Origin of the sequence: Proteus cibi, from assembly GCF_003144405.1 — a bacterium.
GTDB lineage: Bacteria > Pseudomonadota > Gammaproteobacteria > Enterobacterales > Enterobacteriaceae > Proteus > Proteus cibi.
Map to the genome: position 1 here is coordinate 1 of NZ_PENW01000031.1, position 22,336 is coordinate 22,336.

A 22,336-nucleotide genomic window follows, 5' to 3' on the forward strand; every position below is an offset into this window, starting at 1 on the left:
CGTCCTGCGTGGCTTGTTGTTTGCTCATCGCCGGTCAGTGGATGCGCATTATAGGGAGATCTCGGATTAGCGCAAGTGTTTTTTTTAAATAATTTTCTGTTCGTTCAAAACTCCAACAAGACGTATAAAAACCCCACAATAAAGATTAAATATCACTCAATTTTAGCAAAATGCGTCGCAAATTCGCTTACTTTATTCCAATCTGTATATTCGATTTCTTTTGTTGGGTCAGTTTCGCCTTTAGTCATCTTCATAATTAATTGGATCATGACTCTATCAATCCATTTATAGCGAGGATAAAAAAGTGCGCCAGCAAAGACACCCGTTAACGTTGGCTTCCATGGAGTCTTATCTAAAAACTTGCGCATATAAGCATTCGTCTCGGGTGTATTCTTTTCTGCTTTTCTTGCCGTAAGATTCACGCCAAAGAATGCGGACGGCATACTATTCAATTGTGCAAGATGACGAGTGATAAATTTATCGAGAGCTTTATTAAAGTAACCATAACGAATTGAAGCGCCGACTAAGACTTTATTATAAGCAGATAAATTTAAACTCTGCTGAACAGAGGTTAAATCTCTCACATCACAATCATGGCCATGCTGTCTTAATTCATTCGCAATTTGCGTCATTATCTTTTTTGTTTGGCCATCAGTACTACAATACAACAATAGCGCACTCATACATTACTCCTTGTATTAGGTTAATCACGCCAAAACGTTGGGGTAAATAAAACCAATAGTGTGAAAACTTCTAGTCGTCCAAATAACATTGTCACGACCAATATCCATTTTGCCGCTGGATTCATTGTCGTGAAGTTGTCAGCGACAATACCTAGTCCAGGACCAAGATTATTTAATGTGGTAGCAATAGCAGAAAATGCAGAAAATTCATCAACGCCTGTCGCTATCAACAACATTAAGCTAATAATAAAGACCAATGCATAAGCAGAGAAAAATCCCCACACGGCTTCAATGATACGTTCGGGTAATGCTCGATGACCAAGTTTGATGGTATAAACAGCGTTAGGGTGAACCAGGCGTTTTAATTCACGGTTCCCTTGTAGGAATAACAGCAAGATACGAATAACTTTCAATCCCCCACCCGTTGATCCTGCACAACCACCAATAAATGCCGAGCATAATAATAGGAGAGGTAAAAATGCTGGCCATTGTGCAAAACTATCCGTGGCAAAGCCCGCTGTTGTCGCCATAGAAACAACCTGGAAAAAAGCCTGATTTATAGTTATCCATCCTGTGTCGTATACAGAATAAAGCCATAAAATACCGCTACAGATAATGACTAATCCCAATTGAATTGAGATAAACATCCGAAATTCAGGATCACGCCAATAGATATTTAAGCTTCTTCCCGTTAGTACGGCAAAGTGCAAACCAAAGTTACAACCGGAGATAAGAAGAAATACACCAATAATGATGTTAATAGTTGGACTATTAAAATAACCAATACTGGCATCGTGAGTAGAAAACCCACCAATTGCAATAGTGGAGAAACTATGAGAAATAGCATCAAACACATCCATGCCTGCAATCCATAATGCTAAAGCACAAATGATCGTTAATAAGACATAGATAAGCCAAAGTGCTTTCGCTGTTTCTGCAATTCGAGGTCGCATTTTGTTATCTTTCAATGGACCTGGCATTTCTGCACGATATAACTGCATTCCCCCAACACCTAAAAGTGGAAGAATAGCGACAGCTAATACAATGATCCCCATCCCTCCTAACCATTGGAGCATTTGACGGTAAAACAAAATAGCTTTAGGTAATGAATCTAACCCTACAAGCGTCGTAGCACCCGTTGTAGTCAGTCCTGAGAAAGATTCAAAAAAGGCATCAGTAATAGAAAGATGAGGTTGTTCAGAAAAGATAAACGGCAATGCCCCTACACTACCCAGTACCGTCCAAAATAAGACAACAATAAGAAAACCTTCTTTAGGTTTAAGCTCACTTTTTTTATGTCGATTGGGTATCCACAGCATTAACCCAATAATCAAGGCTACGATAAATGTTTGGCTAAATGCACGCCCAGCACCATCTCGATATATTAATGCGACAATACCAGGAATGATCATCGTGACAGAAAATAAGATAACAAGCAGTCCGACAATACGGGTTATTGAACGAAAATGCATTTAGCGATTTCCTTGGTAGCAAAGATTATTCATTTTTATCTAACGGGATTAATTGCATACTGCCACGACTTATATCACGTAGTTTAACTTCCACTTCACCGCTATGCACTGCAGGCAATGAAAGTATAAAAGTGACTTTATCAGTGTATTCACTTGAAAGCACTTTCCCATGATATTGTTCAACGACTTGTTCAAGTAATGAAACAAGTGAATATTCACACGCTACACTAAAACGCAGCTGTGGCACTTTCATTTTTGTTGGCAACAGCTTTAATGCTTGTTGAACGCCACTGCCGTAAGCTCTAACTAACCCACCAGTTCCTAATTTGATCCCACCGAAATACCGAACAACGACGGCTGTAACTTCGCCCATTCCACTCCCTAAAAGAGGGGCAAGAATAGGTTTTCCCGCAGTACCTGTTGGCTCACCATCATCAGAAAAACCTAGCTGTTGTGAGTCATCGGGTCTTCCTGCGACAAAAGCCCAACAGTGGTGTCGGGCATCAGGAAATTGTTCTTTGATAGACTGGATATAAGCTTTTGCTGCATCAATACCTTCAGTGTGAGCAATAAATGTAATAAAACGGCTCTTCTTTATTTCTTCACTGAATTCTACAGTTTCAGCGGGGATCAAATACGCTTTCATCAGGCTAAATGTAAGTCTCTGGTCATATTTTCAATTTTGTTATCGTGGATAATAATATTATCTTCAATACGAATACCACCAAATGGTTTGAATTGCTCAATAAGCTTCCAATTGAAATGAGTACTGTATTTCCCTTCTTTCCAAGGCGCTAACAGAGAGTCGATAAAGTAAAATCCCGGTTCAATTGTCAATACCATGCCCGGTTCAACAATACGTGTGCAACGTAAGAATGGATACATTGCAGGAGCCGCTAAATGGGTGCCTTTATCATCTTGCATAAAACCCGCGGCATCATGAACTTGTAGACCTAAAGCATGCCCTAAACCATGGGGTAAAAATGGTGTAGTTAATCCAGCACTCACCATCTCTTCTTCACTCACGCCTTTAACAAGACCGTACTTATTAAGTAGCCCAGCAATGCGTTGATGCATTTGAACATGATATTCAGTATAACGTACACCCGCTTTCATAGTTGCAATCAGCGCTTGTTGTGCATCATTCATATCTTTAACTAACGAAGTAAATTCATGATTTTCTTTTGCGCTATAAGTACGAGTGATATCGGCTGCGTAGCCATTATACTCTGCCCCTGCATCAATAAGGAAACTACGATATTCATCCGGGGATTCATGATCTAATTTGGTGTAATGTAAAACCGCGGCATGTTCATTTAAGGCGACAATATTACCGTAAGGAACATCTGTATCACGATGACCCGTAGCCATTAAATACGCCATATTAATATCAAATTCACTTAATCCCGCTTGGAAAGCTTCACGAGCGGCAATATGTCCGTTGACAGCCATTTTTTGTGCTTCACGCATACAAGCTAATTCATAACCTGTTTTATATGCACGATAGTAATGATAATAATTAAGAAGAGATTGATTGTTAATATTCTCAATACTCACACCTAATGATTCTGCTCGCTGTGTATTTGGACCAATATAAGCGGTGTTTTTATTAATATAAGGTGCTAGCTCTTTTTGAATATCATCAACATTTTTGAGATGAATTAACTCAATTTCATGCGTCCAATAGCTACTTGGTAAAGCTTCAACACTATGCCAATAGTCAACTGGGGAATAGAACCATAATTTAGGTTTATTAACACCATCCGCGAATAGCCAACAATGAGGCACATCGGTGACAGGCACCCATGCTTTAAAATGAGCATTCGCTTTAAAAGGATAATCACTGTCATCAAGGAAAATACGGATAGGCTCACCAGAATGAATTAATACAGAATCAAGATGGTGTCTGGATAAAGCATCACGAGTACGATTTTGTAGAGTTTTGATATGTTCTTGGTACAGAGAGAGCAATTTTTCCATTATTAATTACCTTATCTTATTCATTGTTAATGATTCAGCTTAACACGCCAACTCTTTTAGTGGCTAACCCCATAACAAAAATAGATTATTGCCGATTTATCTCTCCTCTTTTTATCAAATTGAGCAACAACATAAAATTCAATAAGTTGAGTAATTTCACTGTGATCACCCTTGCAGTTTTTTAATCAAATATTTGCATTTATTTAACATAGTATTCACACTCTCATTATCTGGTCATACCAGTCTATACATTTAGGGAGAATACAAATGCTCTATCAAAGCGAAAATATTCAAGCCGATTGGGTGAAACAAGGTATTGTTGAACTCATTTTTAACGCCAAAGGTTCTATTAATAAATTAGATACCAAAACAGTTGCAATGCTAAGTGAAGCTTTAACAGTATTAGAAGCAACACCGGGCATGAAAGGTGTTATCTTGCGTTCCGAAAAACCGGCTTTTATTGTCGGTGCTGATATTACCGAGTTTTTATCCCTTTTTGATGCTCCTGAAGAAGAATTGACTCAGTGGCTACATTTCTCTAATCAGATTTTTAGTCGACTTGAAGACCTACCTGTTCCTACCGTTTCCGCTATCAATGGCTATGCACTTGGCGGTGGTTGCGAGTGCGTACTTGCTACTGATTTTCGTATTGCTTCTCCTGATTTACGTATCGGTTTACCAGAAACAAAACTTGGGATCATGCCGGGGTTCGGCGGTTCAGTACGTCTTCCTCGTTTGATTGGTGTCGATAACGCATTAGAAATTATAACTGCGGGTAAAGATGTCGATGCCCAAACAGCGCTTAAAAATGGATTAATCCAAGCAATTGTCCCGCTAGAAAATTTAAAAGAAAGTGCTATTTCGCTAATCGAGCAAGCAATTGAAGGTAAAATTGATTGGAAAGCGGCACGTCATCCAAAAACAGCACCATTAAGACTGACAGAGCTTGAACATAAAATGTCTTTCAATGTGGCTAAAGGTATGGTGATGAAAGTAGCGGGGCCTCATTATCCAGCCCCTATTACCGCAGTAAAAACGATTGAAAAAGCCGCCTTCCTAAATAGAGATGAAGCGCTGGCTCTCGAAACTGAAAACTTTGTTAAGCTCACACGCACTGATGTTGCAAAAGCCTTAGTTGGTATTTTTCTTAATGATCAGTATGTCAAAAATATCACGAAAAAACGCCATGCCGAGTTACCTAAACAGGCTGCTGTATTAGGGGCTGGGATCATGGGCGGTGGGATCGCCTACCAATCCGCCTTAAAAGGCATTCCTGTTGTCATGAAGGATATTAACCCCAAATCCCTTGAGCTGGGTATGAATGAAGCGTTAAGCCTGTTACAAAAACGCCAAGAAAAAGGTCGAATGAGTGCCGTAGATATGGCGAAAACACTCGCCGCAATTCAACCGACATTGAATTATGCTTCTGTCAGTGATGCGGATGTTGTTGTTGAAGCTGTTGTTGAAAATCCCAAAATAAAAGCAACTGTACTTGCAGAAACAGAAGCACTATTAGCCGATAACGCGATCCTGGCTTCTAACACTTCAACCATCCCTATTTCATTACTGGCAAAATCCTTAAAGCGTCCTGAGAATTTCTGTGGGATGCACTTCTTTAACCCTGTTCATCGAATGCCACTGGTTGAAATCATTAAAGGTGAAAAAACCAGTGAAGAGACGATTAACCGTATTGTCAGTTACGCCAGTAAAATGGGTAAAACACCGATTATCGTTAATGATTGTCCCGGCTTCTTTGTAAACCGAGTTCTCTTTCCTTATTTTGCAGGTTTCTCTCTATTACTAAGAGATGGTGCTGATTTTATTGCTGTTGATAAAGTGATGGAAAAGGTATTTGGTTGGCCTATGGGCCCAGCATACCTACTTGATGTTGTGGGTATTGATACGGCAAATCACGCTCAAGCCGTAATGGCTCAGGGTTTCCCTGACAGAATGGGGACAATTGAGCGAGATGCTATTGCTCTTTTATATGAGCAACAGCGATATGGTCAGAAAAATAATCATGGTTTCTATAATTACACTGTTGATAAACGGGGTAAAAAGCAGAAGTCTGTTGATAGTCAAATTCAAACACTTATTCAACAGAATGCTGGCAAAACACAAGAGCTTAGCCAAGACGCAATTATCGCTCGCATGATGATCCCCATGATCAATGAAGTTATCCGTTGTTTAGATGAAGGTATTATTGCCTCACCAGCAGAAGCTGATATTGCGTTAGTTTATGGTTTAGGCTTCCCTCCTTTCCGAGGTGGTGTATTCCGTTACCTTGATACCATCGGATTAGCGCAATTTGTTGCAGATGCACAACAATACGCATCATTAGGGCCTCTTTATCAAATTCCCGAAAGCTTGAAACAGAAAGCGCTACGTAACGAAACCTATTATCCCAAGCCCGCAAAAGTCGATGTAAACATCAGAGAACTCGCCTAAGGAGATATGAAATGGAAAAGGTTGTCATAATTGATGGTATTCGTACTCCGATGGGTCGCTCAAAAGGCGGTGCATTTCGCCATGTCAGAGCGGAAAATCTCTCTGCACAATTGATGCAAGCACTACTAACACGTAATCCGAATATTAATCCCAATGATATCGGTGATGTGATTTGGGGTTGTGTGCAACAAACGTTAGAGCAGGGTTTTAACATTGCTCGTAATGCGGCGTTATTGGCTGAGCTTCCACACAGGGTTCCCGCAGTTACCATTAACCGGTTATGTGGTTCATCAATGCAAGCATTACATGATGGTGCTCGCCAAATTATGCTGGGTGATAGTCAAGTCGCATTAATCGGTGGCGTTGAACATATGGGTCACGTACCGATGACTTATAATGCAGATTTTAATCCATCACTTAATCTTTCTGTTGCTAAAGCCTCATTTTCAATGGGATTAACAGCAGAAATGCTCGCAAAATCATTCCAAATTTCACGCGAAGAGCAAGATAAATTTGCTTATCGCTCACATCATTTAGCGGCGATTGCGACACAGCAAGGCTATTTTGATAATGAGATAGTCGCTATCAATGGTCATGATGCAATGGGTAATTTTATCAATGTCAAAAATGATGAAGTTATTCGTTATAACCCTAGCCTTGAAGAGTTAGCACAGCTTAAACCTGTGTTTGATCCTGCGACAGGCTCCGTAACGGCAGGCAATTCATCCGCAGTTTCTGATGGTGCTTCCGCCATGTTTATCACCAGTGAACGTTACGCTAAAGAGCACAATTTAACGCCTCGCGCCATTATTCGTGCTATGTCTGTAACCGGATGTGATCCCGCTATTATGGGTTATGGCCCTGTTCCTGCAACAGAAATCGCATTGAAAAAAGCAGGATTAACCTTAGGTGATATTGATATTTTTGAGCTAAATGAAGCTTTTGCCGCACAGTCATTAGCCTGCATGAAGAAAATGGATTTACTTGATAGCATCGATGACAAAATTAATTTAAATGGCGGAGCGATTGCCTTAGGGCATCCTTTAGGTTGTTCAGGCTCTCGAATAACCACTTCATTATTAAATATTATGGAACGTAAAGATGCGCAATTTGGCTTAGCCACAATGTGCATTGGATTAGGGCAAGGTATTGCAACGATTATAGAACGTGTTTAATACGACATTCTGTATATCCACGTTCTGATCGTTAGGAGCGTATTCTTTTCGATTGCATGGTTAGAAACCATTTTCCCGCCGTCAGGGGCGGGTTTTTTTATGGTTTTAAAAACGAAAATAATAACAAATAGCGGGGTACTCACGTTTTATCAGATAAACTCAAAAGCATCACTAAATAGACGTGTCTTATCTGCATTGCGCTCATTACAAAAGCGATCTCTAGCAATTTTAGCCATCTCAAAACGTCCTGCGATGTAAATATCATATTCTGACAAATCACCAAAATCTTCGCTGATTGCCGTTAATACCGTCCCTTTGCGTCCACGCCAAGTTTCATCTGGTTGCTCAACCACAGGAACAACTGTTAAAGATGGATGCAATTCTGATAATTCTTGTAATTCATTAAGATCATAGAGGTGAATACTTTCTCTTCCCCCCCAATAAATCGTAATAGATCGCTGTGGGTTTTCAGCTAATGCAGCCAATAAAATTGAATGGGTATAAGAAAATCCTGTACCGCCGGCAATTAAGAGTAGAGGACGTTGACTCTCTTTTTTAAACCATGCATTCCCATGAGGAATATCAATGGTAAGCTGCTGTTTTTCTAATATCACATCAAGCACAGCCATCGCATAAAGATTGAGTTCAGACGCACCAATATGAAGTTCAATAAAGTCTTTGTTTTCAGGTATAGATGCAATAGAAAAAGGACGTTTATCACGTTCATCCATAACGGCTAAAAGATATTGCCCAGCCTGAAAATCAAATTCGCCATCAGGTAATAGCCTTACCCGATAAACCGTATCTGTCATCGGCTCAACAAGTGAGACTTTACAATTCAGTATTGCCATGTTGTTCCTCTGTTATTATTTAAGAATATCGAGCTGTTCCCAAATAGTATCGACGCGTTGCTTAACTTCATCAGACATTACAATAGGTCTACCCCATTCTCTATCTGTCTCACCCGGCCATTTGTTAGTCGCATCAAGACCCATTTTTGATCCTAATCCTGAAACTGGCGAAGCGAAGTCGAGATAATCAATAGGCGTATTTTCCATCATAATGGTATCTCTCGCCGGGTCCATTCTGGTCGTGATTGCCCAAATCACATCTTTCCAATCTCTTGCATTGACATCATCATCGCAGACAATCACAAATTTTGTGTACATAAATTGCCGTAAGTAAGACCAAACTCCCATCATTACGCGTTTAGCATGACCCGCATACTGTTTCTTCATTGTCACAACGGCTAAACGGTAAGAACACCCTTCAGGAGGTAAATAAAAATCTACAATTTCAGGAAACTGTTTTTGTAATATCGGAACAAGCACTTCATTCAACGCAACACCTAATACGGCAGGTTCATCAGGTGGACGCCCTGTATAGGTTGAATGATAAATTGCATCTTTGCGGCGCGTTAAATGCGTAATGGTAAACACAGGGAAAGAGTCAATCTCATTATAATATCCCGTGTGATCACCATATGGCCCTTCTGGGGCTAATTCGCCTGGTTCAATGTAACCTTCAAGGATAATTTCAGCACTTGCTGGTACTTCAAGATCATTTGAAAGGCATTTTACAACTTCTGATTTATTACCCCGTAATAAGCCAGCGAATGCATATTCAGATAATGTATCGGGCACTGGTGTTACAGCACCTAAAATAGTGGCGGGATCTGCGCCTAATGCGACTGAAACAGGGAATCGTTCACCGGGATGTTTTTGGCACCACTCTTGGAAATCTAACGCACCACCACGATGCGATAACCAACGCATAATCACTTTATTTTTACCCAGCACTTGCTGGCGATAAATACCCAAATTCTGGCGCTCTTTCAATGGACCTCGAGTCACCGTTAATCCCCACGTAATCAAAGGTGCCGCGTCTTCAGGCCAACAATGCATTACAGGGATCTTGGTTAAGTCAACATCATCACCTGTTAAAACCACCTCCTGACAAGGTGCTTTACTCAAGCGTTTTGTTGGCATATTTAAGACTTGCTTAAATTTGGGTAACTTATCAAAGAGATCACGAAAACCTTTCGGAGGATCAGGCTCTTTTAGAAAAGCCAATAACTTTCCAACTTCGTGTAAGGCTTTAACATCATCTTGCCCCATTCCCATTGCCACACGCTCTGGTGTACCAAATAAGTTACAAAGCACGGGCATATCATACCCTTTAGGATTTTCAAACAACAGCGCTGGTCCACCGGCACGTAAAGTTCTGTCCGCTATTTCGGTCATTTCAAGGTAGGGATCTATTTCATAGGTGATACGTTTTAATTCACCTTTTTCTTCTAATAATGAAAGGAAATCTCTTAAATCGCGGTATTTCATCATAATCTTACGAGCCAGTGAGTGAAAGAAAAGAGGGCCAATGCCCTCTTTGAGACGCTATAAGCTAAACGCATAACTCACTAAAATGCAATGCTTTTTATTTAGTCGCGTTCACTATACTTATAAACAGCGGAATGGAACCCACTCTGACAGTAATTTAGTATCAAACTGTTCAGGGAATGTTTTTCCATGTTGGAAGATTTTAAAACCTTCATTTTTAGCGCTGTAATAATGTAATTCTTCGCCTTGAATATATAAGTAGCTTCCTTCACGGATAGCCACAACAATCTCTTCGGGGTTAATTGCACAAAACTCTGCAATACGTTCATCGCGAGTTTCCCCCATATGACCACTGATAGAGGCATCAATGTAATGTGGGTTAATTTGAACCGGGAACAGACCTAATGAAGGCATAATAACAGAGGAGCGTACTGGCATATCATTAGTGGTACGAATTGTTGGTGTTGCGACGTTACAACCTGCACTCCAACCAATATACGGAATATTGCGCTCACGTACTGCGCGTTGAATTGGCACAACCAATCCTTTCTCATGCAGCATTTGGTTTAATAACCAAGTATTACCACCACTGACTAAAATACATTCTGCATTATTGATTGCATCAACTTCGGAATCAAAATGTTCAATACAAGTAACTTCAATACCTAACACTTCTGATAAATCACGAGCACGTTGGTCATGATCAGAGCGAATAACAGCATAAGCAATTAATACGGCAGAACGAATACCACGTTTTTTAATCATGCTATCGATATTATCTTTTGCATAACTTAACCAACGTGGATCCCCGGCAATTTTTCCGTTACTTAATAAAAAAACTTCCATTACAGAACCTCTTTATAATTATGAACAAAATTCTAAGATAATTATCTTGAAAGCTTTTTCTTGTTTTTACCATCACTTTTTTGTCAACTTGTTACCTCTATCCGAGATCCAAGTGAAAGTAACAAAAACAGGTCCTTTTATTGCGTATAAACACAGCTTTTCTGTTCTTTTTTCAGTATAAAACCACGTTACTCTATTTTTTATTTAATCCCCGAGAGATAACTGTTACCTTAATGATAAATTTGCTATCATCACTTAAATTAAATTTAACTAACCTATTGTCTCTATTATGAAAAACTGGCATTTGCTGTATTGTAAACGAGGACAAATTCCTCGTGCTATCGAACACTTAGAACGTCAGCAAGTGGGCTGTTTTACTCCGATGGTAACCATAGAAAAAGTATTAAGAGGAAAACGCACAACCGTAACAGAACCGCTTTTCCCTAATTACCTTTTTATCGAATTTGATCCTGAAGTGATCCATACCACGACTATTAACTCAACGCGTGGAGTTAACTCGTTTGTACGGTTTGGGCAATATCCAGTCACAGTGCCTCAAGATGTGATTGATACACTACAAATACCTCAGCTTTCTTCTCTCACTTATAGTGAAGAAAATGTACCTCACAGTGGCGACAGTGTGTTAATTACAGAAGGGATTTTTCAAGGGATCAAAGCCATATACCAAGAGCCTGATGGTGAAGCCCGTTCAATTTTGCTTTTAAATATATTAAATAGCGAAGTGAAAAAATCAGTGGGAAATAAAGAGTTTAAAAAAGAGTCACTCTAGAAAAAGTTAACCCAGCAATTGCTGGGCTAATATCATATGATTTTAGAAAATCGTTTCTAAAATTATTTTTGCTGTTCTGCTTCTGTTTCTGCTTCCTCAGCTTCTTCTTCCTCTGTTCTTCTTCCCTTACCTACATAAAAGCGCGATACCATGACACCGATTTCAAACAGTAAGTACATAGGTATTGCTAATAAGGTTTGAGAGAAAACATCTGGCGGTGTCAATACCATACCAACGACAAAGGCACCCACAAGAATATAAGGACGTTTTTTCTTTAACGCATCAGGTGTTGTTACACCACTCCAGCACAGTAAAATAATCGCAATCGGTACTTCAAAAGCTGCACCAAACGCCATAAATAGCGTCATTACGAAACTTAGATATTTACTGATATCTGGAATAAAGTTAACCCCTTCAGGGGTTGTATTAACAAAGAAACCAAACGCGAGAGGAAACACAACAAAATAAGCAAACGCCATACCGAGATAGAATAATACTGTACTTGAAACAAGTAATGGCAGCATTAAGCGGCGTTCGTGTTTATACAATGCTGGTGCGATGAAAGCCCATACCTGATAAAGAATTACAGGTACAGAAGCAAAAACGGATACCATGATTGTCAATTTAATCGGAGTCAAAAATGTAGAGGCAACATCCGTCGCACTCATATTTGACCCTTGTGGCAACTTATCAAGTAATGGAGCCGAGACTAATTGATAGATATCGTTAGAAAAATAAACCAGCGCTAAAAAAACCACAAGAACTGACACCAAGCTATACATCAAACGCTTGCGTAATTCTATTAAATGGCTGATCAGCGGTTGGGTATCATTTACTGCCATGTTTTAATGCTCACCATTGACCTGATCAGTTGTTTTTTTCTCTATTGTTACTGGCTGAGTAACAGGAACTTCTGTCTTTATAACACTGTCTGCCACAGGTTTATGGCGATTAGCATCATCATTAACTTCATCAGCTTCAGCAAGTGCGGCTAAATCAGAAGGTGACGGTTCCGTAGAGTCGGTTTTTACAGACTGCTCTTTCGTGGAGTCTGGCGTTGTAGGTGCTTGATAAGTTTGTTTTAAAGACTGTGCAGCCTCTTTTAACTCATCCATAGACGCTTTCAGCTCTGGCGATAACGTTTGTAAATTCGCTTTCTCTTCAACTTTTTTCAAGCTCTCTTGGAGTTCTTGAAGTTTTAGTTCTTGAGTCAGTTCATTTTGTACATTCGCAGCCAAAGAGCGTAGCGCCCTTACCCAGCCAGCAATTGTTTTTACTGCTACGGGCAAACGTTCTGGCCCCAGAAAAACAAGACCAATCACCATGACCAATAGCAGCTGACTAAAACCAATGTCAAACACGGTTTATACCTGCTCTTTGTTTTTGCTCTCAGTTGTAGACTTCTCATCGGTTGAAGTCTTCTGCGCCAAATTTTTAGTATCAAAATCTGCGTCGTTATTTGTTTTTTCAGCGTTGTTGGTGTCTTTATCTGCAGCTTCGTCACCAATCGCTTTTTTAAAGCCTTTTACTGATGCACCCAAATCTGAGCCCAATGTGCGCAGTTTATTTGTACCAAATAATAAGACAACGATGACAGCGATGATAAGTAATTGCCAAATGCTAATACCGCCCATTTTATGTTCCTCAACTATTTTCGGGGTTATACTTAATAACAGTGCCCATTATATACAACGAATTCAATTTTCGGGAATCTCGAATTCATCTTTTAACTTGCTCAAAGACAAACTTTGATGTGTTTTTATTGTGCATTACCAGATCTAAACCAACCCAAAATCCATGCAAGAAGACCTAAACTGATAAAAACACTGAATAATGTTTTAAAACCAGAAACAAAAAACAGGCTACCGCATAAAAACAGTGTTGTACCTATACCCAATAAAAATAGAGACTGTCTCTGTTTGACTCTTTGCGAACTTATTTGTTCCGTCAATTTGTCTAGCGTTAACTTCATATTTTTATGTTGCTTCAGACTATCATAAACCAGCTCTGGTATCTCTGGCATTTTTTCAATCCAGTAAGGCGCTTTACTCTTTATACCATTCACTAATGCTGTGATACCAATTTGACTATGTAACCAATCTTCTAAAAACGGTTTTGCTGTTTTCCATAAATCCAATTGTGGATATAACTGGCGCCCAAGCCCTTCAACATAAAGCAATGTTTTTTGAAGTAAAACTAACTGCGGTTGTACTTCCATATTGAAGCGACGTGCTGTATTGAAAAGATTAAGTAACACATGTCCAAATGAGATTTCAGAAAGTGGTTTTTCAAAAATCGGTTCACACACAGTACGGATCGCAAATTCAAAATCTTCCACATTGGTATCTGCTGGCACCCAGCCTGAATCAACATGTAATTCTGCAACTTTTCGATAATCACGGTTAAAGAATGCTAAGAAGTTTTCAGCCAAATAGCGTTTATCTTCTTTATTTAATGAACCAACGATACCGCAATCAATACCGATATAATATGGATTTTCAGGGTGATCATAGCTAATAAACACATTACCGGGATGCATATCAGCATGGAAAAAACTGTCTCTAAATACCTGAGTAAAAAAGACTTTTACACCACGCTCAGCAAGAAGCTTCATATTCGTCTTTTGTGCATTCAACGCTTCAATGTCAGAAACCGGAATACCATAAATACGCTCCATGACCATCACATTTTCATGACAATAATCTGAATACACTTCCGGAATATACAACATAGAGCTATTTTCAAAATTACGACGTAGTTGAATAGCATTCGCAGCTTCACGCAGTAAATTTAGCTCATCAAGTAATGTTTTTTCGTATTCGCGGATCACCTCTTTTGGTCGTAAACGACGGCCATCAGGTAAAAACGGTAATAGATTTGCCAAGCGATACATCAAACGGATATCCGCTTTGATCACAGGTTGAATATCGGGACGAATAACCTTTAGTACCACTTCTTTGCCATTTTCTTTTAATTTTGCAGTGTGAACCTGTGCAATAGAAGCGGAAGCCAGTGGAGTTTCGTCAAAATCGTCAAACCATTGGTCGATAGGACCACCAAATGAGTTTTCAATGTATTGTCGTGCTTTCTTACCATCAAAAGGAGCCACTTTGTCTTGCAATAAAGCAAGCTGGTCAGCGATTTGAGGAGGGAAAAGATCACGTCGAGTTGATAACATTTGACCTAATTTAATCCAAACAGGGCCTAATGTTTGCAATGCGAGTCGTAAGCGTTCACCTAATGGTTTTTCTGGATGTTTATTTTTGATCCAAAATAGTGCTCGGCATCCTAATCTTGCAGGTAAAGTAATCCGGTGTTTAGGAATTAACTCATCAAGCCCATAAGATAAAAATACCTGAATAATATGATAGAGGCGCTTTAACTCACTAAGGAGCATTATTTTTTCTCCAATGTGCCTAACCGTTTTTCCAGTTCGGCGGTTTGCTGTGCAAGTTTTTCTATTTCATCATAAAAATGGACTGTTTCTAATGCACTCGGTGCGGTTTTCCACTCTTCAATTAATGCATCACGTAAATAATCTTTTTGGTGACTTAAGAGTGAAGAAAATAACTGAACGCCCTTTCCTGCAACAACAGTCAGACTTTGCGCCGCAATATCACCAATATAAGGTGCTAAATATTGCGCGGGGTCCCACTGCGCCATATCTAATAATGCAGACCAATTTTGAACAACCTGCATATCACCATCAATAATGATATCGCCACGGTTGATGAGTTCTGACATCTTTTGACGATCACGAAGTTTAATCAGAGTTAATAGTTTTGTTTTTATCAAACAATCAGTTTCATCATCCCACTGACTTAATACATCCACTTGTTGCTCGCTAAAGACTAAGTAGATGGAACGAGGAAACTCATTGATAGAAAGCGCCAACACTTTGCCCGCAAGGCGATTGCGGGCAGGTTTAAGCACATTTTCCTGATATAAAACGTGATTAAGTGCTGTTTCCATTGATGCTGTTAGCAGCGGATACAGGACTTGAGAAGCAATATCATGAGAAAAGGTGGCTTTTTCCATCTCAGAATTTAAATCCTTTGTGTAATGCAACTATACCTCCAGTCATATTGGTATAGGTAACTTGATCAAATCCCGCTTCTTCCATCATACCTTTTAATGTTTCTTGGTCTGGATGCATGCGAATTGACTCTGTTAAATAACGGTAACTTTCAGCATCATTCACAATCACTTGACCAATTCTCGGTAGGATATGGAAAGAGTAAGCATCATAAATCTTACTTAAAGGATCAAGAACAGGTTTAGAGAATTCGAGTACCAGCAGACGTCCACCTGGCTTTAATACACGGAACATTGAACGTAGCGCTTTGGCTTTATCGGTCACATTACGTAAGCCAAAGGAGATTGTGATGCAGTCAAAATGGTTATCAGGGAAAGGTAACTCTTCAGCATTCGCTTGTACATAGTTAACATTCCCAACAATGCCGTGATCGCGTAGCTTTTCACGTCCCATTTTCAACATTGAGTCATTGATATCAGCTAAAACAACTTCCCCATTTTCGCCGACAAGGCGAGAGAATTTAGCTGTTAAATCACCCGTACCACCAGCAAGATCAAGAACACGTTGGTTACGTCTTACACCACTAGCTTCAATGGTATAGCGTTTCCAAATACGGTGAACACCGAAAGACATCAAGTCATTCATTAAATCATACTTAGACGCGACAGAGTGAAAAACCCTTGCAACCATGGTTTGTTTATCATCTTTGTCAACGGTTTGGAAACCAAAATCTGTTGTTTCCTTAGTTTGTTGAGTCATATTATTTGCCCGCTAATTAATCAAAATTTAGTAAATTCAGTACTGGTCATTTTCAGAAATCGCTATCTCTTTATTTTATCAAATCAATCAGATGCTGATTTTTCAATGAGATCATTATCAATCGTTTTTTTTATCTCAACCCCTAAGGATTTAAAGCTTTCCGCTTGACTGATAAGATTTCCACGACCTTCAGAGAGTTTTTTCATCGCTAATAGATAGCCAGACTGCGCTTTTTGAATACTGTTTCCTAGCCCTTGCATATCATCAACGAAAAGTCTTAATTTGTCATACATTTTAGCCGCTCTGTCGGCAATTTCTTGTGCGTTTTGGCTCTGATATTCATAACGCCACAATGCAGCTATTGTACGTAAAGCAACAAGTAAAGTAGATGGCCCAACTAACATAATATTGTTTTTCAATGCTTCTTCTAGCAAATCTGGAGAATGACCAATTGCAACAAGATAAGCGGGCTCAATAGGTATAAACATTAAAACATAGTCTAAAGACGTTACACCCGGTAGTTTATGATAATCTTTTACACTCAATCCTTTAATATGCGCTTTAATTGAGTTCACATGCGCATAAAGCGCTTGTTTACGTTCATTATCATTATCACTACTAAAATACTTTTCATATGCCACTAGCGACATTTTAGCGTCGATAATCACATCTCTACCATGAGGTAGATGCACAATCACATCAGGTTGATAGCGACTACCATTTTCATGTCGAATACTTACCTGCGTTTCAAACTCATGACCTTCACGTAATCCTGAAGACTCTAATATCCGTGCTAATACCGTTTCGCCCCAGTTACCTTGAACTTTATTATCCCCTTTTAGGGCATTAGTTAAGTTAACCGCTTCTTGTGCCATTTTTACATTCAATTGTTGGAGCTGACGAATTTCATGAACTAAGGTATGTCGCTCTCTCGCCTCTTGCCCAAAACCCTCTTGAACTTGTCGCCGAAAGCTTTCGAGCTGTTCGCGAAATGGTGAAAGTAAATGGGTTAACCCTTGGCGATTTAACTCTTCAGCTTTACGTCCACTCTGTTCAAAAATACGATTAGCTAAGTTCTCAAACTGTGTCGCGAGCCGCTGCTCACTATTCATTAATAATCGCTGTTTTTCTTCTGCGGATATTCGGCTTTCTTCCCAACGCGTCGTCACTTCTCTTAACTCCGCTTCTTGAGAAGTAATAATTTCTCTCTGAGCACGTAATTCTTGCTCTAGTTGTTCTATATGTTGTTGTAAAGAAGGGATAATCACCGCTTTTTCTTGCGCAATAGCAAGCTGTGTATGATTTTCACGTAGCATGGTTTCTTTATCGGATAAACGTTGTTGGATAGACCACCAAACCAGCGCGCCACCAACAAGCACTCCTCCCAATAAACCAATGATCCCGTATAACAACTGAATATCCACTAAAGTGACCTTTTTACTTTCCAGCGGGCTACGTTAAAACGCATAGGCTATATTGTCTAGCAACAATTTACATCATGACTTGATTTGCGATAAAGGACGCAGTTATCCCATCCATTTCGCAAGCCATTGCAAACCAAAAGCACCCGGCGCCAAAATACCAAATGCCCAGATCATGGCTGATGTTAAATTAGCAATTTGAAAATAACGTTGTGGCATCGCACAAATACCCGCAACTAATGGGACAATTGCACGAAAAGGTCCAAAAAATCGCCCAATAAACACCCCCCAAATTCCCCAACGATTAAAGAATTGATGTCCTCTCACCAATGTTTGTGGTGAACGTGAAATTGGCCATAAGTTTCTCACCCCCTCTTTATAGTGAAAACCGACCCAGTAGGAGATCCAATCACCAAAGAAAGCACCTAATGCAGCAGCAAGCCAAATCGGCCAGAAAAACAGACCACTCTCACCAATTAAGGCACCTAATCCCAATAAAATAACCGTGGCAGGAATAAGCAAAGAAATAAATGCGAGTGATTCACCAAAAGCAAGCAAAAACACGATCGGAATAGCCCAAATTTCGTGCTCTTTTACAAAGAGAGTGATGGTATGAATAATGTCTTGTATTGTCAAAATAGAGACCTTAAATTCGGTTAATCTAAGTAAAATAAAACATTTTGATTAACCGAATATAAATTACTTTATTATTCAAGAAAATAATTTTGTAAGGCATCGCGGCTCGAAGCATCTAAACCGATATCTTTCTCTAGCCAAGTATCCACATTACCGTAGTGCTGATTAATACTCGCCAATGCCGTTTGCAAAAACGCTTCTTGTACTGAATAAACATAGGCAAATTTATCAACAATGTTATCACTCATTGTTTTGGCATGTTCTTCTAAAAGATAAGCGCGATAAGGTGCTAGTGTTTCATTGGTAAGTAGGTAATCTTCCATCACCACATCTAAAGAGGCACCAAGAGCAAACAGTACTAAAGCGGAGCCAATACCTGTTCTGTCTTTACCTACCGCACAATGTTGCACAACGCCCCCTTTTTCTGGTTGCTTTAACAACATAGCTAATTGTTTATAGGCGGGGTTATTAATAGGTAATAATTGATATAACTGAAACATAAAGGCTTTAGCATCAAACTGCTCAAGTATTTCCGGTGTCAGCTTTTCAAGGTTTGCAGAAACTTCTTTGGATAGCGGGTTTGCAGGAGCGTGATAATATTGCGCCCCTTCCCAGACACGGTCTGGTTTATCAACAATCTCGCCACTATCACGATAATCAATGATTTGAAAAAGATTTTTATCAATGAGCAGAGATTGGTCTGTATTGGTTAATCTGTCCAGTGAGCCTGAGCGAAAGAGCATTCCGGGTCTAATAACACCACCGTTACTCAATTTTTTGCCCCCTAAATCACGAAAATTAATTCCGCCAACTAAAGGCAACACCGAAGGATGTGTTTGTAAGATATCAGTCATAATGCCTCTTCTCATTTTTTGTATTGTTAAGACCTCAAAGACCTTAACAGAAATCAGCGTCTGTTGACACATTAACGTGATGAATGACCATACAAAAAAAGCCCCTAATACCAAGGTATTAGGGGCTTTCATATTGAATTAAAAAAAACTTATTTCATTAAAATACGCGCGGCTTCGATAACGATACCTAGTGCATTATTTTCAGTTTTCTTCAGTAATTCCGCATCTGGAATTTCTTGCTGAGTACGGTTTACGATAACACCGGCAACCATACCTGCACGTAAACCTTGGCTTGCACACATTGTCAGTAAAGTTGCAGATTCCATTTCATAGTTCATTACACCCATTTCTTGCCACTCTTTCATAGAGCCTTTGAAACGGCGAACAACACGACCTGTATAGGTGTCGTAACGTTCTTGTCCTGGATAGAATGTATCTGAAGATGCGGTAACACCTACGTGTACCGTTGAGCCATTATCTTTAGCGGCTTTGTACAATGCGTTCATACATTCAAAATCAGAAACAGCAGGGAATTCCATTGGTGCGAAATGTAAACTTGCGCCATCTAAACGAACCGCCGCCGTAGTCACAAGAATATCACCTACATTGATATGTTCTTGAATTGCCCCAGTTGTACCGATACGTAAGAAAGTACGGATACCTAACTGTGCTAATTCTTCAACGGCAATAGAGGTAGATGGGCCACCGATACCTGTTGAACAAACAATGACAGCTTTGCCATCAATTTCGCCACGCCATGACGTGTATTCACGTAAAGAAGCCAGATGAACTGGGTTATCCATTAATTTTGCAATTTTTTCAACACGCTTAGGATCACCTGGAACAATTGCTAAAGTGGCACCCTGTAGGTCATTTTTGGTTAAACCTAAGTGAAATACATCAGACATATCGGACTCCTCAATGGGACAAAACCAATGATCATTAAATTAAAAGTTACTGTATCAGTTTTTCAGACCTTTTTAGTGACTAATGTCACTTACAAGAAACCATACGAAGTAACAATTTCATAAAATTGTGATAAAAATCACGAAAAACAGCATTTGAAATGCATTATCAGCAAATACATTATCGATATTCACTTACTTCAATCATGCAAGATACTCATGCATCCATCCTAATTAATTAGTATAGATGCAATAAACACCTTATCGAATATAAATACCCTAATCTCTACTCTAAACGATTTCAAAATCTACGCTAAATAATTCAAGATGTCGCCAGGCGACAAGTGAATGAGTTGCTAGGAGCATTCATTAGTATGTGGCTAGTGCGAATGAACGAAGTCAACAACGCGATTAATTAAAAGTTGACGAGTAGATACTCTAAATAATTCAAGATGTCGCTAGGCGACAAGTGAATGAGTTGCTAGGAGCATACAGTAGTATGTGACTAGTGCGAATGAACGAAGTCAACAACGCGACAGCTTGAAGTATGACGAGTAACTTGAAGTATAACGATTATAGCGAGTAAACTACCCGCCCTTAAAATAAACATCTAATGTGACAAACAGATCGTCACCGGAGTGAATATGAGCTTATTTAACCAAATTGCGAGCCTACTAGGTGGCGAGAAAATCAATCAATATAAAACTGTCCTTGACTGGGTTGGCTCCCAAGGTGGCATTGAAGGCTTAATCAAGCAATTTGATACGGCGGGTTTAAGTGAGCTTATTCAATCTTGGATAAGTACAAATACAAATTTACCTATCAGTGCAGAACAAATCGTCGCAGTTTTTTCATCACCGGTGATTAACGAACTTGCGTCAAAAATTAATTTAAGTGCGACAGAGGCTTCTGAAATGGCGGCGCAATACTTACCTAAATTAATTGATAAAGTCACACCGGATGGCGTTGTACCTCAAGACTTAGATTTAGCCAGTGCGGGGATGGATATTTTAAAAGCAAAAATTTTTGGTGGCTAAATAAACAGACGGTTTTAATGCGTTTTCCCTTACATCCCATAAGAGAAAACGCACCCATTCTTAATAATCAAAATTGATTACAGCAAACCTTCTTCAATCAACGCGTCATGAAAACGTTGTTTTTCTTCAGGTGTTGCCTGAATACGTTCTAAAGGAACATCCAAAGCATAAGGGATATTCTGTTGCGGTGAATAAACGGCTAATACGTAGGTATTTCCATTTTGCTCAATCACAATTGGAGGCGCTTTCTTATTCCCTGAATAAGCAATACGAATATCTTTACCCTCTAGATTAAGATGATAAGTAGCAATAAATTGCTTATTACTCACAACCATTTTTGCAGGAACAGCGATTAATTTTAAAGGTTGCGTTCCCACTGATAATAATGCTTTTCTCACTTTACTTGTCAGTATTTGACGATAAATAAAAAATATCACACAAAAACCAAATAATCCGACAAAAATAATCGTGCTAATTAAACGAAGCCAAATATTATCTATCGCCACATCAACAGTCATTTTACTGAGATCATTTGCATCAGCGACGGGTTCAACTAACACATCTTTAGTGCCTAAATCTAAAAAAGTAAAATTACGCGAAACTTCATTGCCTTTATAACGTAGATCAACACTACAGTTAGTCAAAACAAACAGTTGAGAACGACAAGAGCCATTCACCGTCGCATCAACAGGTACGGCATTCTCACTGATTTTATAATCATAAAGAATATTGGGAATTTGATAAGCACTAAATACCGTCATCGCTAGCATGAAAATAACTAAGAATAAGGTGCGAAATAATCCACCATCTCCTCTTAATGGAACTAATTTCAAAGGTCGCGATGGGAAAGCATCTAATATTTTATTCGAAAGTGTAATGCTAGTTTGCACAATAATTATATCCATAAATTAGAGAGTGTTCGCAGTATAGCAACTCCCAAGAATATCAATAATAAGAT

22 protein-coding genes are annotated in these 22,336 nt (G+C 39.3%); 4 read left to right on the plus strand and 18 right to left on the minus strand.

Going from position 1 to position 22,336, the window contains the following annotated elements; all coding sequences use genetic code 11:
• Positions 1-152: 152 nt before the first annotated feature.
• From hemG to pepQ, 4 genes are read right to left on the minus strand one after another with little or no spacing between them, the layout of a single operon-like run.
• Positions 153-683 (minus strand): menaquinone-dependent protoporphyrinogen IX dehydrogenase, encoded by a 531-nt coding sequence (hemG, locus tag DK865_RS15385; protein ID WP_023583485.1) that lies wholly within the window; start codon positions 681-683, stop codon positions 153-155.
• Between the two features lie 20 nt (positions 684-703).
• Positions 704-2,155, minus strand: a complete 1,452-nt coding sequence (trkH, locus tag DK865_RS15390; RefSeq protein WP_036914641.1) for a Trk system potassium transporter TrkH — start codon at positions 2,153-2,155, stop codon at positions 704-706.
• A gap of 25 nt (positions 2,156-2,180) precedes the next feature.
• Entirely contained in the window at positions 2,181-2,801 is a 621-nt protein-coding gene (locus tag DK865_RS15395; protein ID WP_023583487.1) for an IMPACT family protein, read from the minus strand.
• Positions 2,801-4,135, minus strand: coding sequence for a Xaa-Pro dipeptidase (gene pepQ, locus DK865_RS15400; RefSeq protein WP_023583488.1), 1,335 nt, complete (start codon positions 4,133-4,135; stop codon positions 2,801-2,803). The genes DK865_RS15395 and pepQ overlap by 1 nt, the downstream gene beginning before the upstream one ends.
• A 267-nt stretch (positions 4,136-4,402) precedes the next feature.
• Here pepQ and fadB point away from each other — a divergent pair, with 267 nt between their 5' ends.
• Both fadB and fadA read left to right on the plus strand, forming a co-directional pair.
• On the plus strand, positions 4,403-6,583 hold the full coding sequence (gene fadB / locus DK865_RS15405) for a fatty acid oxidation complex subunit alpha FadB (RefSeq protein ID WP_109392311.1): 2,181 nt from the start codon (positions 4,403-4,405) through the stop codon (positions 6,581-6,583).
• 11 nt (positions 6,584-6,594) lie between these two features.
• Positions 6,595-7,758, plus strand: coding sequence for an acetyl-CoA C-acyltransferase FadA (gene fadA / locus DK865_RS15410; protein ID WP_023583490.1), 1,164 nt, complete (start codon positions 6,595-6,597; stop codon positions 7,756-7,758).
• A gap of 149 nt (positions 7,759-7,907) precedes the next feature.
• Here the strand turns inward: fadA and fre are convergent, their stop codons facing one another.
• From fre to pepE, 3 genes are all read right to left on the minus strand, one after another.
• A complete protein-coding gene (fre, locus tag DK865_RS15415) occupies positions 7,908-8,609 on the minus strand; it encodes an NAD(P)H-flavin reductase (protein WP_023583491.1) in 702 nt (233 codons plus the stop codon).
• Positions 8,610-8,624: 15 nt separating this feature from the next.
• A complete protein-coding gene (gene ubiD / locus DK865_RS15420; RefSeq protein ID WP_036914642.1) occupies positions 8,625-10,094 on the minus strand; it encodes a 4-hydroxy-3-polyprenylbenzoate decarboxylase in 1,470 nt (489 codons plus the stop codon).
• A gap of 120 nt (positions 10,095-10,214) precedes the next feature.
• Positions 10,215-10,940 (minus strand): dipeptidase PepE, encoded by a 726-nt coding sequence (gene pepE / locus DK865_RS15425; RefSeq protein WP_023583493.1) that lies wholly within the window; start codon positions 10,938-10,940, stop codon positions 10,215-10,217.
• Positions 10,941-11,229: 289 nt separating this feature from the next.
• On the opposite strand from pepE, the gene rfaH reads away from it, so the two are divergent.
• On the plus strand, positions 11,230-11,730 hold the full coding sequence (rfaH, locus tag DK865_RS15430; RefSeq protein WP_023583494.1) for a transcription/translation regulatory transformer protein RfaH: 501 nt from the start codon (positions 11,230-11,232) through the stop codon (positions 11,728-11,730).
• A 62-nt stretch (positions 11,731-11,792) separates the two neighbouring features.
• On the opposite strand, the gene tatC is transcribed toward rfaH, so the two are convergent.
• The 10 genes from tatC to udp all read right to left on the minus strand — a co-directional run bounded on the left by tatC (position 11,793) and on the right by udp (position 20,344).
• Positions 11,793-12,572 carry a Sec-independent protein translocase subunit TatC gene (tatC, locus tag DK865_RS15435; protein ID WP_023583495.1) on the minus strand — a complete coding sequence of 260 codons (780 nt, stop codon included), beginning with the start codon at positions 12,570-12,572 and terminating at the stop codon, positions 11,793-11,795.
• Positions 12,573-12,575: 3 nt separating this feature from the next.
• Complete coding sequence (gene tatB, locus DK865_RS15440; RefSeq protein WP_036914644.1) at positions 12,576-13,091, minus strand: Sec-independent protein translocase protein TatB; 516 nt, start codon at positions 13,089-13,091, stop codon at positions 12,576-12,578.
• 3 nt (positions 13,092-13,094) lie between these two features.
• Complete coding sequence (gene tatA / locus DK865_RS15445; RefSeq protein ID WP_023583496.1) at positions 13,095-13,364, minus strand: Sec-independent protein translocase subunit TatA; 270 nt, start codon at positions 13,362-13,364, stop codon at positions 13,095-13,097.
• Between the two features lie 125 nt (positions 13,365-13,489).
• On the minus strand, positions 13,490-15,127 hold the full coding sequence (gene ubiB / locus DK865_RS15450; protein WP_023583497.1) for a ubiquinone biosynthesis regulatory protein kinase UbiB: 1,638 nt from the start codon (positions 15,125-15,127) through the stop codon (positions 13,490-13,492).
• Positions 15,127-15,768, minus strand: a complete 642-nt coding sequence (locus DK865_RS15455; protein WP_023583498.1) for a ubiquinone biosynthesis accessory factor UbiJ — start codon at positions 15,766-15,768, stop codon at positions 15,127-15,129. Before DK865_RS15455 ends, ubiB begins: the two co-directional genes overlap by 1 nt.
• Before the next feature lies 1 nt (position 15,769).
• Complete coding sequence (gene ubiE / locus DK865_RS15460; protein WP_109392312.1) at positions 15,770-16,525, minus strand: bifunctional demethylmenaquinone methyltransferase/2-methoxy-6-polyprenyl-1,4-benzoquinol methylase UbiE; 756 nt, start codon at positions 16,523-16,525, stop codon at positions 15,770-15,772.
• 83 nt (positions 16,526-16,608) lie between these two features.
• Positions 16,609-17,949: a DNA recombination protein RmuC gene (gene rmuC / locus DK865_RS15465; protein ID WP_109392313.1), complete on the minus strand. Its 1,341-nt coding sequence runs from the start codon at positions 17,947-17,949 to the stop codon at positions 16,609-16,611.
• A 102-nt stretch (positions 17,950-18,051) separates the two neighbouring features.
• Complete coding sequence (locus DK865_RS15470) at positions 18,052-18,582, minus strand: DedA family protein (RefSeq protein ID WP_036914647.1); 531 nt, start codon at positions 18,580-18,582, stop codon at positions 18,052-18,054.
• Positions 18,583-18,653: 71 nt separating this feature from the next.
• Positions 18,654-19,436 carry a tyrosine-protein phosphatase gene (locus tag DK865_RS15475; protein WP_036914649.1) on the minus strand — a complete coding sequence of 261 codons (783 nt, stop codon included), beginning with the start codon at positions 19,434-19,436 and terminating at the stop codon, positions 18,654-18,656.
• Positions 19,437-19,585: 149 nt separating this feature from the next.
• Positions 19,586-20,344 carry a uridine phosphorylase gene (gene udp, locus DK865_RS15480; RefSeq protein WP_023583501.1) on the minus strand — a complete coding sequence of 253 codons (759 nt, stop codon included), beginning with the start codon at positions 20,342-20,344 and terminating at the stop codon, positions 19,586-19,588.
• A gap of 641 nt (positions 20,345-20,985) precedes the next feature.
• Between udp and DK865_RS15485 the strand changes: the two genes are divergently transcribed.
• Positions 20,986-21,378 (plus strand): YidB family protein, encoded by a 393-nt coding sequence (locus tag DK865_RS15485; protein ID WP_023583502.1) that lies wholly within the window; start codon positions 20,986-20,988, stop codon positions 21,376-21,378.
• A gap of 77 nt (positions 21,379-21,455) precedes the next feature.
• Here the strand turns inward: DK865_RS15485 and DK865_RS15490 are convergent, their stop codons facing one another.
• Entirely contained in the window at positions 21,456-22,283 is an 828-nt protein-coding gene (locus DK865_RS15490; protein WP_109392314.1) for a hypothetical protein, read from the minus strand.
• Positions 22,284-22,336 lie beyond the last annotated feature (53 nt).

Bases quoted from the DNA above. Each gene is read 5' to 3' on its own strand.
- DK865_RS15395 (WP_023583487.1), bottom strand. From the start codon at position 2,801: ATGAAAGCGTATTTGATCCCCGCTGAAACTGTAGAATTCAGTGAAGAA.
- ubiD (WP_036914642.1), bottom strand. From the start codon at position 10,094: ATGAAATACCGCGATTTAAGAGATTTCCTTTCATTATTAGAAGAAAAA.
- hemG (WP_023583485.1), bottom strand. From the start codon at position 683: ATGAGTGCGCTATTGTTGTATTGTAGTACTGATGGCCAAACAAAAAAG.
- udp (WP_023583501.1), bottom strand. From the start codon at position 20,344: ATGTCTGATGTATTTCACTTAGGTTTAACCAAAAATGACCTACAGGGT.
- pepE (WP_023583493.1), bottom strand. From the start codon at position 10,940: ATGGAAGTTTTTTTATTAAGTAACGGAAAAATTGCCGGGGATCCACGT.
- pepQ (WP_023583488.1), bottom strand. From the start codon at position 4,135: ATGGAAAAATTGCTCTCTCTGTACCAAGAACATATCAAAACTCTACAA.
- fre (WP_023583491.1), bottom strand. From the start codon at position 8,609: ATGGCAATACTGAATTGTAAAGTCTCACTTGTTGAGCCGATGACAGAT.
- DK865_RS15475 (WP_036914649.1), bottom strand. From the start codon at position 19,436: ATGACTGATATCTTACAAACACATCCTTCGGTGTTGCCTTTAGTTGGC.
- ubiE (WP_109392312.1), bottom strand. From the start codon at position 16,525: ATGACTCAACAAACTAAGGAAACAACAGATTTTGGTTTCCAAACCGTT.
- trkH (WP_036914641.1), bottom strand. From the start codon at position 2,155: ATGCATTTTCGTTCAATAACCCGTATTGTCGGACTGCTTGTTATCTTA.
- DK865_RS15490 (WP_109392314.1), bottom strand. From the start codon at position 22,283: ATGGATATAATTATTGTGCAAACTAGCATTACACTTTCGAATAAAATA.
- DK865_RS15455 (WP_023583498.1), bottom strand. From the start codon at position 15,768: ATGGAAAAAGCCACCTTTTCTCATGATATTGCTTCTCAAGTCCTGTAT.
- tatC (WP_023583495.1), bottom strand. From the start codon at position 12,572: ATGGCAGTAAATGATACCCAACCGCTGATCAGCCATTTAATAGAATTA.
- DK865_RS15485 (WP_023583502.1), top strand. From the start codon at position 20,986: ATGAGCTTATTTAACCAAATTGCGAGCCTACTAGGTGGCGAGAAAATC.
- rfaH (WP_023583494.1), top strand. From the start codon at position 11,230: ATGAAAAACTGGCATTTGCTGTATTGTAAACGAGGACAAATTCCTCGT.
- tatA (WP_023583496.1), bottom strand. From the start codon at position 13,364: ATGGGCGGTATTAGCATTTGGCAATTACTTATCATCGCTGTCATCGTT.
- ubiB (WP_023583497.1), bottom strand. From the start codon at position 15,127: ATGCTCCTTAGTGAGTTAAAGCGCCTCTATCATATTATTCAGGTATTT.
- fadB (WP_109392311.1), top strand. From the start codon at position 4,403: ATGCTCTATCAAAGCGAAAATATTCAAGCCGATTGGGTGAAACAAGGT.
- fadA (WP_023583490.1), top strand. From the start codon at position 6,595: ATGGAAAAGGTTGTCATAATTGATGGTATTCGTACTCCGATGGGTCGC.